Origin of the sequence: Mesorhizobium sp. Primo-A, assembly GCF_003997175.1 — a bacterium.
Lineage (GTDB): Bacteria > Pseudomonadota > Alphaproteobacteria > Rhizobiales > Rhizobiaceae > Mesorhizobium > Mesorhizobium ciceri.
In genome coordinates this window covers 187,381-200,347 of record NZ_RZTG01000005.1, presented here as the reverse complement: position 1 = coordinate 200,347, position 12,967 = coordinate 187,381, and the positions used below count along the sequence as shown (strand labels likewise).

General features: G+C 63.3%; 16 protein-coding genes. 8 read left to right on the top strand and 8 right to left on the bottom strand.

The window, feature by feature from the left end; translation table 11 throughout:
• The 3 genes from EOC83_RS11600 to EOC83_RS11590 all read left to right on the top strand — a co-directional run bounded on the left by EOC83_RS11600 (nucleotide 1) and on the right by EOC83_RS11590 (nucleotide 1,237).
• A complete protein-coding gene (locus EOC83_RS11600) occupies nucleotides 1-168 on the top strand; it encodes a hypothetical protein (RefSeq protein WP_013532397.1) in 168 nt (55 codons plus the stop codon).
• A gap of 55 nt (nucleotides 169-223) precedes the next feature.
• Nucleotides 224-544 (top strand): YkgJ family cysteine cluster protein, encoded by a 321-nt coding sequence (locus EOC83_RS11595; protein WP_032809400.1) that lies wholly within the window; start codon nucleotides 224-226, stop codon nucleotides 542-544.
• Between the two features lie 81 nt (nucleotides 545-625).
• On the top strand, nucleotides 626-1,237 hold the full coding sequence (locus EOC83_RS11590; protein WP_013532395.1) for a LysE family translocator: 612 nt from the start codon (nucleotides 626-628) through the stop codon (nucleotides 1,235-1,237).
• A 95-nt stretch (nucleotides 1,238-1,332) separates the two neighbouring features.
• Here EOC83_RS11590 and EOC83_RS11585 read toward each other — a convergent pair whose 3' ends face one another.
• Genes EOC83_RS11585 through EOC83_RS11575 form a run of 3 tightly spaced genes read right to left on the bottom strand, consistent with a single transcriptional unit; the run spans nucleotide 1,333 to nucleotide 3,227 of the window.
• A complete protein-coding gene (locus EOC83_RS11585; protein WP_013532394.1) occupies nucleotides 1,333-1,719 on the bottom strand; it encodes a nuclear transport factor 2 family protein in 387 nt (128 codons plus the stop codon).
• Between the two features lie 16 nt (nucleotides 1,720-1,735).
• Nucleotides 1,736-2,182, bottom strand: a complete 447-nt coding sequence (locus tag EOC83_RS11580) for an OsmC family protein (RefSeq protein WP_013532393.1) — start codon at nucleotides 2,180-2,182, stop codon at nucleotides 1,736-1,738.
• A gap of 34 nt (nucleotides 2,183-2,216) precedes the next feature.
• The gene (locus tag EOC83_RS11575) at nucleotides 2,217-3,227 is read right to left on the bottom strand and encodes an NAD(P)-dependent alcohol dehydrogenase (protein WP_063167710.1); all 1,011 of its coding nucleotides are present in this window, start codon (nucleotides 3,225-3,227) and stop codon (nucleotides 2,217-2,219) included.
• Between the two features lie 97 nt (nucleotides 3,228-3,324).
• On the opposite strand from EOC83_RS11575, the gene EOC83_RS11570 reads away from it, so the two are divergent.
• A complete protein-coding gene (locus EOC83_RS11570; protein WP_013532391.1) occupies nucleotides 3,325-3,960 on the top strand; it encodes a TetR/AcrR family transcriptional regulator in 636 nt (211 codons plus the stop codon).
• An 87-nt stretch (nucleotides 3,961-4,047) separates the two neighbouring features.
• Here EOC83_RS11570 and EOC83_RS11565 read toward each other — a convergent pair whose 3' ends face one another.
• From EOC83_RS11565 to EOC83_RS11550, 4 genes are all read right to left on the bottom strand, one after another.
• Nucleotides 4,048-4,449 carry a type II toxin-antitoxin system HicB family antitoxin gene (locus tag EOC83_RS11565; RefSeq protein ID WP_063167711.1) on the bottom strand — a complete coding sequence of 134 codons (402 nt, stop codon included), beginning with the start codon at nucleotides 4,447-4,449 and terminating at the stop codon, nucleotides 4,048-4,050.
• Between the two features lie 196 nt (nucleotides 4,450-4,645).
• Nucleotides 4,646-6,301, bottom strand: coding sequence for a chaperonin GroEL (gene groL / locus EOC83_RS11560; RefSeq protein ID WP_013532389.1), 1,656 nt, complete (start codon nucleotides 6,299-6,301; stop codon nucleotides 4,646-4,648).
• Nucleotides 6,302-6,363: 62 nt separating this feature from the next.
• The gene (groES, locus tag EOC83_RS11555; RefSeq protein WP_006203049.1) at nucleotides 6,364-6,660 is read right to left on the bottom strand and encodes a co-chaperone GroES; all 297 of its coding nucleotides are present in this window, start codon (nucleotides 6,658-6,660) and stop codon (nucleotides 6,364-6,366) included.
• 164 nt (nucleotides 6,661-6,824) lie between these two features.
• Nucleotides 6,825-7,622 carry a class I SAM-dependent methyltransferase gene (locus tag EOC83_RS11550; protein ID WP_013532388.1) on the bottom strand — a complete coding sequence of 266 codons (798 nt, stop codon included), beginning with the start codon at nucleotides 7,620-7,622 and terminating at the stop codon, nucleotides 6,825-6,827.
• On the opposite strand from EOC83_RS11550, the gene EOC83_RS11545 reads away from it, so the two are divergent.
• Entirely contained in the window at nucleotides 7,621-8,589 is a 969-nt protein-coding gene (locus EOC83_RS11545; protein WP_244514288.1) for a hypothetical protein, read from the top strand. The genes EOC83_RS11550 and EOC83_RS11545 overlap by 2 nt on opposite strands.
• 8 nt (nucleotides 8,590-8,597) lie before the next feature.
• Here the strand turns inward: EOC83_RS11545 and EOC83_RS11540 are convergent, their stop codons facing one another.
• Nucleotides 8,598-9,224, bottom strand: coding sequence for a TetR/AcrR family transcriptional regulator (locus EOC83_RS11540; protein WP_027163205.1), 627 nt, complete (start codon nucleotides 9,222-9,224; stop codon nucleotides 8,598-8,600).
• 124 nt (nucleotides 9,225-9,348) lie between these two features.
• On the opposite strand from EOC83_RS11540, the gene EOC83_RS11535 reads away from it, so the two are divergent.
• From EOC83_RS11535 to EOC83_RS11525, 3 genes are read left to right on the top strand one after another with little or no spacing between them, the layout of a single operon-like run.
• Nucleotides 9,349-10,536 (top strand): MFS transporter, encoded by a 1,188-nt coding sequence (locus tag EOC83_RS11535; protein WP_063170196.1) that lies wholly within the window; start codon nucleotides 9,349-9,351, stop codon nucleotides 10,534-10,536.
• A 12-nt stretch (nucleotides 10,537-10,548) separates the two neighbouring features.
• A complete protein-coding gene (locus EOC83_RS11530; protein ID WP_024504859.1) occupies nucleotides 10,549-11,826 on the top strand; it encodes a D-arabinono-1,4-lactone oxidase in 1,278 nt (425 codons plus the stop codon).
• Nucleotides 11,826-12,965 carry an alanine racemase gene (locus EOC83_RS11525; RefSeq protein ID WP_063167713.1) on the top strand — a complete coding sequence of 380 codons (1,140 nt, stop codon included), beginning with the start codon at nucleotides 11,826-11,828 and terminating at the stop codon, nucleotides 12,963-12,965. Before EOC83_RS11530 ends, EOC83_RS11525 begins: the two co-directional genes overlap by 1 nt.
• Nucleotides 12,966-12,967 lie beyond the last annotated feature (2 nt).

Genomic DNA, 12,967 nt, shown 5'->3' with positions numbered 1-12,967 from the left:
ATGGCCATAAAATTCTCCTCCAAGGATCAGCCGGCAGCCTCGGGTGCTGCGGCAAAACCGGCGAAGCCGGTTGCCGCGCCGAAAGCCGGCGACGCCACCGAGGCCGCGACCGACCTGTTCAAGTCGCCGGCGGATTCGCCGAAGGGCAAGACGGCCAAGAAGAAATAGCGCCTTGCCGCAAGACGCCGATCACAACCCCGCCGCGCCAGGGCTGTCCGCCCTGGTGGCCGCCGCAAGCGTTTTGTCGTCGCAACAGGGCACCTTCGATTGCCAAAGCTGCGGTGCCTGCTGTTCCTATTCGGCCGAGTGGCCGCGCTTTTCCACCGAGGATGACGCACAGCTCGACCGTATCCCGGAAAAATATGTCGCATCCGACCTGTCAGGCATGCGTTGCGAGGGCGTGCGCTGCTCGGCGCTGTCCGGCGAGATCGGCAAGTCGACCGCTTGCGGCATCTACGACGTGCGGCCGGACGTCTGTCGCGCCTGCATGCCCGGCGACGAGGAGTGTCTGATGGCACGCCAGGCGCTCGGATTACCGGTGTAGCCAATCTCCCGTCGCCTCCGCTTGTGCGCCGACCCGCAGCCCGGTACCTTCCTGGCTTGGTAGGGTGGCGGAGGAACCATCGTGAGCATCGAATTTCTGTTGACGTCCCTGATTGTCGTGGCTTCGCCCGGCACCGGCGTTCTCTACACGCTGAGCGCCGGCCTCTCGCGCGGTGCGCGGGCCAGCGTCATCGCCGCCTTCGGCTGCACGCTCGGCATCATCCCGCACATGGCCGCCGCCATCACTGGCCTGGCGGCGCTGCTGCACACCAGTGCGCTCGCCTTCGAGACGCTGAAATATCTCGGCGTCGCCTACCTGCTCTACATGGCCTGGAACACGCTGAAGGAAAAGGGCGGCCTCAGCGTCGAGCAGGATGTGACGCCGCGCTCGGCCGGCAAGGTGATTGCCACCGGTATCCTCGTCAACGTGCTCAATCCGAAACTGTCGATCTTCTTCTTCGCCTTCCTGCCGCAGTTCGTCAGCACCACCGAGCCCAATGCGCTGTCGAAAATGCTGGAACTGAGTTCCGTCTTCATGCTTTTGACATTCGTGGTTTTCGTCGGCTACGGCATCTTCGCAGCCTCGATCCGCAGCCATGTCGTCTCGCGGCCAATGGTGTTGACCTGGATGCGCCGGACCTTCGCCGGCGCCTTCGTCATGCTCGGCGCAAAGCTGGCGCTGGCCGATCGGTAGCGGGGAGCGGTTCAGTCTCGCTGATCCGCTCTCCTTTGTTGCGCTATTCCGGGCGAAAAGCGGTTATGCGCTTTCGGGGCATTGCTCGGGGCGCGCTACCCCTTCACATAGCCCATCGCTTCGACGATCCGCCCATCGGCCACACGCATGAGGTTGACGCCGCGCAGCGAATTGCCGTCGGTCATGAAATAGCGCCAGCGGATCGTTGCCCGGTCACCGGCAACGAAGGTTTCCTCGATATCGAAGCGCGTGCCGGCCTGGGTCGCGATCGCCGTCCAAAGCCCGACGCACGCTTCCTTGCCGGCATGGCGAGCGCCGTCCGGCGCCGGCACGGTGTTCTCGATCACGCAATCCTCGGCCACCAGCTCGGCGAGTGCCGAAGGATCATGGCGTTGGAATACGTCGTTGTAGCGCCGCATGATCTCGGCGGTCTTCTGGGACAGATCGTACGCGTTTGCGTCCATGACAATCTCCTGTGTCATCTTCTTTCTCCTGGCTTCATTGACCTTTGGTGGCTTCGACGAGCGTTGCCTTGAGGGTGATCTGAGACACGCCGCCAAGGGCCCGCGAGACGAGGCAGCCCGCCTTGGCGGACTGTGTAAGGCGCTCGAATTCATCTTCGGCAAGTCCCGCGACCTCTGCCTCGGTTTCGAGTTCGATGCGGGTGATCGTCGGACCGGCAGCGGTTGCGCCAAGATGCACCTTGGCGACGGTGCTGATGCTTGTCGGGACATAATTGGCGTTGCCCAGTATGGCGCTCAGCGCCATCGAGAAGCAGCCTGCATGCGCCGCGGCGATCAGTTCTTCCGGGTTGGTGCCCGGCCCGTTCTCGAAACGCGACGGGAAGGAATAGGCGCCTTCGAAGACGCCGCTGCCGAGCCGCAACCGGCCCGAACCTTCCTTCAACGTCCCTTGCCATTTGGCCGAGGCTTCACGAATTGTCATGGTCGTTCTCCCTTGGGTTTGAGGACTCGATGGGTCAGGCGCCGTCGATGATCACCTTCCCGAAGACGTCGCCCTGCTGGAAATAGCGATAGGCATCGCCGGCCTCGGTAAAGGCGAAGACCTTGTCGATGACGGGCCGCAGGCGGTGCTGCGAGACGGCGCGCAGCATGGCTTCGAGATTGGTCCGGCTGCCGACGAACAGGCGGCTGATGGTGGCGAGGCTGCGCTGGTAGAGTGCCGCCGGCAGCTGGATCGATCCGCCTTTCGCATCCTGCAGCGTCAAGAGCACGATGTGCCCGTAAAGCGTGCTGGCGATCAGCGACTGCGTGAAGGTCGCCGGGCCACCGGTCTCGACGACGAGATCGATGCCGCCGGTCTGGTCGCGGACGGCCGCGCCCCATTGCGGCATATCCGATGTCGAAATCACCAGGTCGGCGCCCAGCGCCCGCAGCCTGTCGGCTTTCTCGCCGCGCGAGGTGACGGCGGCGACATGGCAGCCGAGCAGCTTGCCGAACTGCAATGCAAAGAGGGAGACGCCGCCCGAGCCGATGACCAGAACCCATTGGCCGGGCTTCGGAATTCCGGCGCCCGTCACCGCATTCCAGGCGGTCAGGCCGGCGCAGGTCAGCGTTGCGGCCTCTTGCCAGTCGAGATGATCGGGCAGCCGCACCGCCCATTGTTCGTCGAGAACCGCATATTCCGCCAGCATGCCGTCCAGCGTGCAGCCGAGCTGGTCGACGAGCCCGGCATGGATGCGGCCGTCGATCCAGCGCGCGAAATAGCTGCCGGTGACACGGTCGCCGACGGCAAAGCGGGTGACGGCAGCGCCGACGGCTACAATCTCACCAGCCCCGTCGCTCAGCGGCACGACGCCCTGGCGCGGCGTCAGCGGATAGGCGCCGTTGAGGATCATCGTGTCGCGCCGGTTGAGCGAGGTGGCGCGAATGCGCACCACGATCTCGTGCGCTCCCGGCTCCGGTCGCGCCTCGTCCCGCAGCACCAGGCTTTCGATTCCGCCGGTCCCTTCAAGGCGATAGCTGCGCATTTCGAACCTCAAATATATAGACTGATCTACATATTATGTAGACCGATTGTCATATTTTGCGCAAGGCCTATAATGATCTCTCCTGACAGAGGTTGACATGGCCAACGACACCCGCACCCGCATACTCGAGACGACTGGGCTGCTGCTCAGGCAGCGCGGCTATCACGGCACCTCGCTCAACGACATATTGAGCGCCAGCGGCGCACCGCGGGGCTCGCTGTATTTTCATTTTCCCGGCGGCAAGGACCAATTGGTCATCGAGGTGACGCGCGCCAGCGTTGCCGACGTGACGGAGAGGCTGGGCGAAGCGCTGGCCGCCGAAAAGGATCCGGCGGTAGCCGTCCATCATATCTACCAGTCGGTGGGGCGCATGCTGGAAGACAACCAGTTTTCACTCGGCTGTCCGATCGCGCCTGTCGTGCTGGACTCGCCCACCGACGTGCCGGAACTGGCGGAGTTGTGCCGCTCGGCCTTCGAACAGTGGATAGGCCTGCTGCGGGACGCCTTCGTCAGGGCAGGGGTGCCCGCGCGCCGCGCGCATGCATTGGCACTGCTGGTCGAATCGTCACTGGAAGGGCTGATGGTGATCGCCCGCGCCACAAGCGACCGCGCCCCGGTACAGGCCGTGGCCGATGAGGTGGCGGCGTTGATCGAAGCCGCGGTGCTTGATGGAGCAGGCCGCAATCGCGACGCGGCGATTTCCGCGGTCGGGATATCCTCACCGGGGACCTAACGTTGCGACCGCGCCTGATGTGGTCAACGCGGCAAAGACCCAGCGTATTCCAGCCATGCAGCCGAAGGCAGTGGGCTTTTTGCGCAGCTAATCCACAATGTCTTTGCGAGCAGCTGAAGCAAGGAAGGCCGAGCGTGTCTGTCCACGTTCACGCGCCGTCGCATCGATAGCTTCGAGCAGGCCCAGATCGGAAGATACGTTGATCCGCGTCGTTGATCCGCGATCACGGATCAACGGAATGACAGTCGTCATGGCGCCGTCGCGATCCTCCGCCAGTTCGGGATCGCTCATGATGGCATCGAAGTCGCGCGGCGGCGGAACTGGATCGCCATCCCCTTCCAGCATCCGGACATGGCCCGACAGCGCCTCTACGCCGTTGCGTACGGCTTCGTCGATCGTAACTCCGGCCGAGATGCAGCCAGGCATGTCGGGGAAGCTCACACCGTAGATGCTGTCCGGGTCTTTGTGGATGAAGGCAATGTAACGCAAGCTTCTCACTTTTGGTTCAGGAGGCCCGCCTGCTTCAACAAAGCGGACGGTTCCTGTCGGTATATCCCTTACGCGGATGTGGAATTGTAACGCGACCTGTAGACGACAGCCAACACCCGTTCTGACGCGTCCTAAAAGAACGAAAAAGGGCGGCATCGCTGCCGCCCTTTCCGTAAGCTTAGCCAGGTTGGCTGGATTAGAAATCCATGCCGCCCATGCCGCCCATGCCGCCGCCGCCCATGCCGCCAGGCATGCCGCCGCCAGCCGACTCCTTCTTCGGAGCCTCCGCGATCATGGCTTCGGTGGTGACCAGCAGGCCGGCGACCGAGGCCGCGTCCTGGAGAGCGGTGCGAACGACCTTGACCGGATCGACGATACCCATGGCGATCATGTCGCCATAGTCGCCGGTCTGGGCGTTGTAGCCGAAGGTCGCGCCCTTGTTCTCAAGGATCTTGCCGGCAACGATCGATGCTTCCGCACCGGCGTTGGCCGCGATCTGGCGGGCCGGAGCCTGCAGCGCACGACGAACGATGTTGATGCCGGCGGCCTGGTCGGCGTTGACGCCGGTGGCCTTGATGTTGGCCGAAGCGCGCAGCAGCGCGACGCCACCACCAGCAACGATGCCTTCTTCCACGGCCGCGCGGGTCGCGTTGAGGGCGTCATCGACGCGGTCCTTCTTTTCCTTGACTTCGACTTCCGTCGCACCGCCGACGCGGATCACCGCAACGCCGCCGGCGAGCTTCGCCAGACGTTCCTGCAGCTTCTCCTTGTCGTAGTCCGAAGTGGTCTCTTCGATCTGCTGCTTGATCTGGGCAACGCGGCCCTGGATCTCGGCCTTCTTGCCGGCGCCGTCGACGATGGTGGTGTTCTCCTTGGAGATCGACACCTTCTTGGCGCGGCCGAGCATGTTGAGGCCGACGTTCTCGAGCTTGATGCCGAGGTCTTCCGAGATGACCTGGCCACCGGTGAGGATGGCGATGTCTTCCAGCATGGCCTTGCGGCGATCACCGAAGCCCGGCGCCTTGACGGCAGCGATCTTCAGGCCGCCACGCAGCTTGTTGACGACCAGCGTGGCCAGAGCCTCGCCTTCGACGTCTTCCGAGATGATGAGCAGCGGCTTCGAGGTCTGCACGACGGCTTCGAGAACCGGCAGCATGGCCTGGAGGTTGGACAGCTTCTTCTCGTGCAGGAGGATGTAGACGTCCTCGAGCTCGGCAACCATCTTGTCGGCGTTGGTGACGAAGTAGGGCGAGAGATAGCCGCGGTCGAACTGCATGCCTTCGACGACTTCGAGTTCGGTCTCGGCGGTCTTGGCTTCTTCAACCGTGATGACGCCTTCGTTGCCGACCTTCTGCATCGCTTCCGCGATCATCTTGCCGACCGACTCGTCGCCATTGGCCGAGATCGTGCCGACCTGGGCAACTTCCTCGGAGGTCTTGATCTTCTTGGCAGCCTTGCCGAGCGCCGAGACGACTTCGGTCACGGCCAGATCGATGCCGCGCTTCAGGTCCATCGGGTTCATGCCGGCGGCAACGGCCTTGTGGCCTTCCTGGACGATCGACTGCGCCAGAACGGTCGCGGTCGTGGTGCCGTCGCCGGCGATGTCGTTGGTCTTCGAAGCAACTTCGCGGACCATCTGCGCGCCCATGTTCTCGAACTTGTCTTCAAGCTCGATTTCCTTGGCGACGGTGACGCCGTCCTTGGTGATGCGCGGGGCGCCGAACGACTTGTCGATGACGACGTTGCGGCCCTTGGGGCCGAGCGTGACCTTCACCGCGTCGGCGAGGATGTTGACGCCGCGCAGCATGCGCTCGCGGGCATCACGGGAGAATTTTACGTCTTTGGCAGCCATTTTTAGCTCCTGGCAGGGGCTTTGATCGAGCCCGGGAATTCAGTTGACGGAAAGGCCTGATATCAGCCGATGATGCCCATGATGTCGGATTCCTTCATGATCAGAAGGTCTTCGCCATTGAGCTTGACTTCGGTGCCCGACCACTTGCCGAACAGGATGCGGTCGCCGGCCTTGACGTCCAGCGGGACCAGCTTGCCAGCTTCGTCACGAGCGCCGGAGCCGACAGCGATGATCTCGCCTTCCTGCGGCTTTTCCTTTGCCGTGTCGGGGATGATGATCCCGCCAGCGGTCTTGGATTCGGATTCGACCCGGCGAACGACCACGCGGTCATGAAGCGGGCGGAACTTCGACTTTGCCATTTTTTCTTCCTCGATGAGAACGGTGAGAAACAGTTCCTCCATCCGGCGGCGCCGGACATGTGGTTAGCACTCACCAAAGGCGAGTGCTAACGTGGCGCTGAAATAGGCTGGCGGCGCGCCGGAGTCAAGGCGCTCGGAGCGCCTCTTGGCGCATGATGATGAACTTACCGGTGCCTGGCCGAACCGAGCACCAGAAGCGGGCACCGTTCCGCCAGCGGATAGCTTCCGCTCGGCACGACGCGCACGTCGCCGAACCAGTTGGCTGCCTCGTTGGTCAGCGTGGCCAGCGTCGCGAAGCTGTAGCTTATGTCCGAGCCTGCATAGACGTCGATCGTGTTGATCGAGCTCATGCTCCATCCTGTTCGCGCGGCAAGAGCTTCGCGGTCCGGAAACAGTCTGCCGAATGCATCGCGGATCGTTGCCACCTTGATGGTAAAATCGCGGTCGTCGGTCGTACACGCCATCGCAATCCGCCATTTGAGCGCGTGGAAATTCTCGATCCCGCCGGCCAGAACCAGAGCTTCGATGCCGCACAGATCGTCCGCCGTTTCCGGTCGTGCGAAGACGCGGATCGCTGCGCGCCTGCCAGGCTTCAGCACCCTGGCGACCTCGCCAAACAACGAACTGCGCGCCGCCTGGGAAGCGACCGCCGACAGGCATCCGTCGCCGATGACGGCGTCGATGCTTGCGCGGTCCACGGGCAGGTTAAGCCAGTTGCCGGCGATTGCCCGTCGCGAGCCGTCGTCGCCAGCCCATACGCCGGAAATCATGGCCGCCGACTGGTCGACCGCCAACATCGACTTGCCCAGAACTGCCAATTCCGGGGTAACCCCCAAGAGAAGGACATCGGCATTTCCGAGATCAAGTTCGCGATCGAATATAGCGACGGTTTCCGCTGTCGGCCGGAGCGGCGCTTCCAGAAGTTTCCAATGGCGGTGGTAATCGTCCCAATGATTTGTCATGCAATTCCATTGGCCCCCTGCACGCCTGGATTTTGGATATCACCGGGGCTTAATAGAGGTCGTTGGACAAGCCAAGACATTTCAAGGCATCTACAGACAGTCCAGGAGGTGGATAGTGGCGCGTATCGCCGTGATAACGCATGAGCATGACAGGTTCCTGGGCAGGCGCGATATTCTGCTGCGCAGGAGCAGCCCATACATGCTGTTCGACATTCTTGCGGAATTGAAAAGGCGCGGCCATTCGGTTCGGGTTCAGCAAGGCCTGTCGAAGCCGGTCAGCGCCGATATGGCGGTATTGCATGTCGATGCCACGGTGACGCCAACGGACTATGTCGACTATGCCCGGTGTTTTGCATTCTGCCTCAACATCGGCGCCGCCGACATATCCAAACGGCGGATCAGTGGTGCATTGATCGACAAAACCGACAGCTGGCAAGGTCAGGTGATCGTCAAAAGCAATCTCAACAATCGGGGAATCCCGGAGACGCTCCTCAACCGGCGATCCGAGCGCGCGGGCAAACAGCCGCCGTTTCCGCATTTGCCAATCTTGCACCCCTATGAGATCCACGGATCTCTCGGCGACGTTCCAGACGGCGTCTTTGATTGCGACGATCTCGTCGTGGAAAAGTTCATTCCGGAGAGAGAACCCGACGGTTTTGCTGTTCGTTTCTGGGTGTTTTGCGGAGAGCGAGAGCGCTGCACCCGCTACGTCTCCCCGAACGGCCTGGTCAAGGCATCGGAGACGATCCGGCGCGAGCCCGTCCCGGTGCCCGACGAACTGCGTGAGCGCCGGCGTGAACTCGGCTTCGACTATGGAAAATTCGATTTCGTCATGCATGAGGGCAGGGCCATCCTCCTCGATGCGAACAAGACTCCCGGCCGTCCGCAAAATCTCGTCAAGATGTTCGCGGCCGGCGCTTCGGATCTGACACACGGCTTCGAAGGCCTCGTCCATCGGGCGAAATAGGCGCGGCTCTAGAGGAACAGCCGCAGCTGCGTGTGAATGATAGACCGGTAATCCTCGATGGTCCGGCGGCTTTCCGCTTCGCCCTCGGCAAGCGCCAGGCGCACCACGCCGCCGGCGAGCTGGAAGATCAGCAGAACCATGCGTTCGAACTGCTCGCGCCTCTCGGGCTCCAGCAAGGCGATGACATGGTCGCAGAACATTTTGGCTTGGTGCCGCGTTTCGGCGAGGTCGAGGTTCTTGAGCGCCTTGTCGGCCTGGATGGCGTTCTGCAGATCCTGGATGGCCGGATCGCCGGCGACACGGCTGAGATAATCATCGAGCAGCCGGTCAGCGGCCACGATGACATCTTTCGCCTCGTGGATTTCGGCGATGATCGTCGTCAGCCGTGCCCGGCTGACCTCTGAAAACCGCTCATAGAGCATCGCCAGGATCGCCGATTTGTTGGGAAAGTAGTGGTAGACGGTGGCGATTGGCCCGCCCGCCAGCATGCCGACCTCCTTCATAGTGACGGCGTCGATACCCTTTTCCCCGATCAGCCGCATGGTCGTCGACAGGATCGCGTCGATGCGCTCGCGGCTGCGTTCCTGCTTGGGCTTGCGCCTCGGCTCGGTCGCCATTCTCTTCAATTCCGTCATGCACCGATCTTTCGCACGGTTTTTAGATTCCGGTTGACAAGAAATATGATCAAGTATCAGTTTCTGAAATACTGACAGGTTGTCAGCTTTTTTGCCGCGCGGCAAGGACGTTGGGGAGGCGCCTTTGGCTTCGACAGATATCGGCCACGCAGGCAGTGGCGACTGGCTGGTCGGCAATCCGACCGGCTGGCAGCTCGCCTCGGCCCTGTGGATCGGTTCGGTCGGCCTGCTCATCCTCGGCCTGCAGCCGGTGCTGCTCGGAGCTCTCTACACCGAAGGCCATGTCAGCGGCGACGAACTGGCGCTGGTCGCCACCGCCGAGATGATCGCCATTGCCATCGGTTCGGCCGTCGTGGCGATGCTGCTTTCGGCCCACAATATGCGCTGGAAAAGTGCCGTCCTTCTGCTGCTGCTGGCGCTGGCCAATGTGTGGACGGCCTATGCCGCGAGCGCCAACATGCTGATTGCGGCCCGCGCCCTTGCCGGGCTCGCCGAGGGCGGTCTGGTCGCCATCGCCACCGAACTGATCGCCCGCTCGCGGCGTGCCGAGCGCATCGGCGGCTATTTCGTCACCATGCAGACGCTGGCGCAATGCGCGCTCGCCCTGTTGCTGGCGCTCTATGTCATCCCGGCCGCAGGGTCGGCGGGTGGCTTCATCGTTCTTGCCGTCGTCTGCGTCGTGTCGCTGGCGGTCGCTTTCACCGTGCCCGGTGACTATGCCGACCTGCCCAAGGAAGAGAATCTGGCCAATGTGCTGACGGTTCCCTCGATGACCGCGCTGCTGTCGGTCTTCTGCTACTTCATGTTCTTCGGCGCGGTCTGGGCTTTTCTGGAGCCGCTAGGCGCGCAATACGGCATCGATGGCCGCACCGTCGGCCTGATCGTCTCGGCCAGCCTCGCGGTGCAGGTCCTGGGGGCGATGACGGCGACCGCGTTCGAGGCGCGCATCGATTATCGCCTTGCCATCGCGGCGATCGGCGTCGTGGCGCTTGTCAGTTCCCTGGTTCTTGCCAGCAGCCCCGGCCTGACGACGTTCTGGGTCGCTGCCCTGGCCATGGGCTTTATCCTGCTGTTCATCGTGCCCTACCAGATCCGTCTGGCGATCACCGCCGACGAGACGCGCACCGCTGTGCTGCTGGTGCCGGCAGCCCAGCTGTTCGGCCTGGCGATCGGGCCGATTGCGGCGTCGCTGCTCATCGATGGCAAGGATTTCCGGCCGGTGCCGGAATTCGCCGCCGCCAGCGCGGTGGCAAGCGTGGCGCTGCTCGGTCTCTTCGTTCTTGTGTCACGTCGCCGTCGTGCGGTTGCCTGAGCGGGGAGCGCCATGTCGAACACTTGGAGCAACTGGTCGGGCTTCGTAAGTGCCGAGCCCAAGCTGATCGCCAGCCCCGGCGATGCCGGTGAACTCGGTGATCTCGTCCGGACCGCGCCCGGCCCGGTGCGCGTTGCCGGCGCCGGTCATTCCTTCACACCGCTGGTGAAATCGCAGGGCACGATCCTGTCCCTGGAGAGACTGGAAGGGCTGGTCTCGCACGACGCGCAAAAACATCAGGCGCGGGTGCGGGCAGGGACCCGGCTCGGCCCGCTCATGCACATCCTGCAAGGAATTGGCCAGGGCCTGCCCAACATGGGCGATATCGACCGCCAGGCGATCGGCGGCGCGCTGGGCACAGCCACGCACGGCTCTGGGCCGACGCTCGGCGCCTATCACACGCAGCTGGAGACGGTGCAGATCGTCGACGGCCTTGGCAAGGTCCGCGACTTCAAGCGGGCAGGGGATCGGGACATGATCCACGCCATCGGTGTTGCGCTCGGCGCTTTCGGCGTGCTCACCGAAGTGACGCTGAACAACATCGCGACCTACCGGTTGCGCCGCCGCAAATATGTGCTGCCGATCACCGAGATGCTGCGTGATTTCGAGGCGATGATGGCCGCGCATCGCTCGGCCGAATTCTACTACATTCCGTTTTCCGGCTATGCGCAGTTCATCGCCAGCGATTTCAGCGATGCCGCACCCACCACGCGGCCGCCGGAAGAGGACGAGGCGGGTTTGAGGACACTGCGCAGGCTGCGCACTTCACTTGCCTGGCTGCCATCGCTGCGTGGCCGCCTGATCCGATCGGCGGCCGCCAAATTTCCCGCCGAGGACTACGTGCAGGACTGGCTCAACGTCTATGCCAGCGACCGGCAGACCAAGTTCAACGAGATGGAATATCATTTGCCGTTCGAGGAAGGGCCGAAGGCGCTGGCCGAGATCATCGAGCTGACCGAGAAGCGCTTTCCCGAGGTCTATTTCCCGATGGAGGTGCGCTCGGTCGCGCCGGACCAGTTCTGGCTTTCGCCATTCTACAACAGGCTGACCTGCTCCATCGCCATCCACCATGACGCCGCGAACGATCCTTTGCCGTTCATGCGGGCGGCAGAGCCGATCTTCCGCAGATATGGCGGCCGGCCGCATTGGGGCAAGATGCACAGCCTGAAAGCGGCGGAGCTGAAAAAGCTCTACCCGCGCTGGGACGATGCCATGGCGGCGCGCCGCGACATCGATCCGGAAAACCGCTTCGTGTCGCCCTACATGGCCGGCCTGTTCGGCATCGAATGATGAGCACCTATTTTTCCACCCTCTCGGATGCGCTGAAGACCGCCGGCATCTTCCGACCCTGCCTGCTGCTCGACCGCGATCGGCTGGACGGAAACATTGCCCTGGTAAAAGGGAGGCTGGATCCCGGCCTGGCCGTGCGGCTGGTCGACAAATCGCTCGCCTGCCTGCCGCTGCTTGCGCATATAGGCAAGGCGCTTCGCCATGAGCGCTTCATGACCTTCCACCCGCCGATCAGCGAGGCGGTGCTGAAGGCGTTTCCGGATGCCGATCTGCTCTACGGCAAGCCGATGCCGATCGGTGCGGCAAGGGCTGCGCTGGTGAAGGGTGATGCCGACTGGTCGCGTGTCTGCTGGCTGATCGACAGCGAGGAGAGACTGGCGGAATACGGTGCTCTCGCTGACGAACTCGGCATCGGCCTGCGCATCGCTTTCGAGATCGATGTCGGGCTGCATCGCGGCGGCTTTGCTGATCCCGCGGCCTTGTCGAAGGCGTTGAGCGCGTTGCCGGCCCGGCTGCATTGCGAAGGCGTCATGGCCTACGAGGCGCATGCGCCGCTCATTCCCGGCCTTTTCGGCGGACCGGCAAAGGCATTGGCGGAGGCGTCGGCGCAGGCTGCGGCGTTCGTCGCCTGTCTCGGCGCCGACCAGCGCCGTATCCTCAACATCGGCGGCAGCAAGACCGCGCTGCTTCATCGTGGCGGCGCGGCCAATGAAGTGTCGATGGGCTCGGCCTTCGTGCTGCCCAGCGACTTCGATACGCCAGGCCTAGAAGGCTTCCAGCCGGCGGCCTTCATTGCCACGCCGATCCTGAAAGTGGTCGAGCCGATGCTGCCTGGCCCGCCGGCCGTCACCCGCCTGCTGCAGGCGCTCGGCCGGTTTCCGCGCAAGGGCTGCTATCTCTATGGCGGCAAGTGGATGGCCGAGCCGGTCTTCCCCCAAGGCATGAAGACGAACGGCCTGCTCGGCCTGTCCTCCAACCAGCAATTCATGGGCTTGCCCGCCGATGCGGCCGCAAGGCCAGGCGACTACGCGTTTCTAAGGCCGACGCAGAGCGAGGCCGTGCTGCAGCAATTCGGGTCGATCGCCGTGTTTTCCGGCGGAAAGGTCATCGATCGCTGGCCGGCGCTGCCGATGGCGTGATC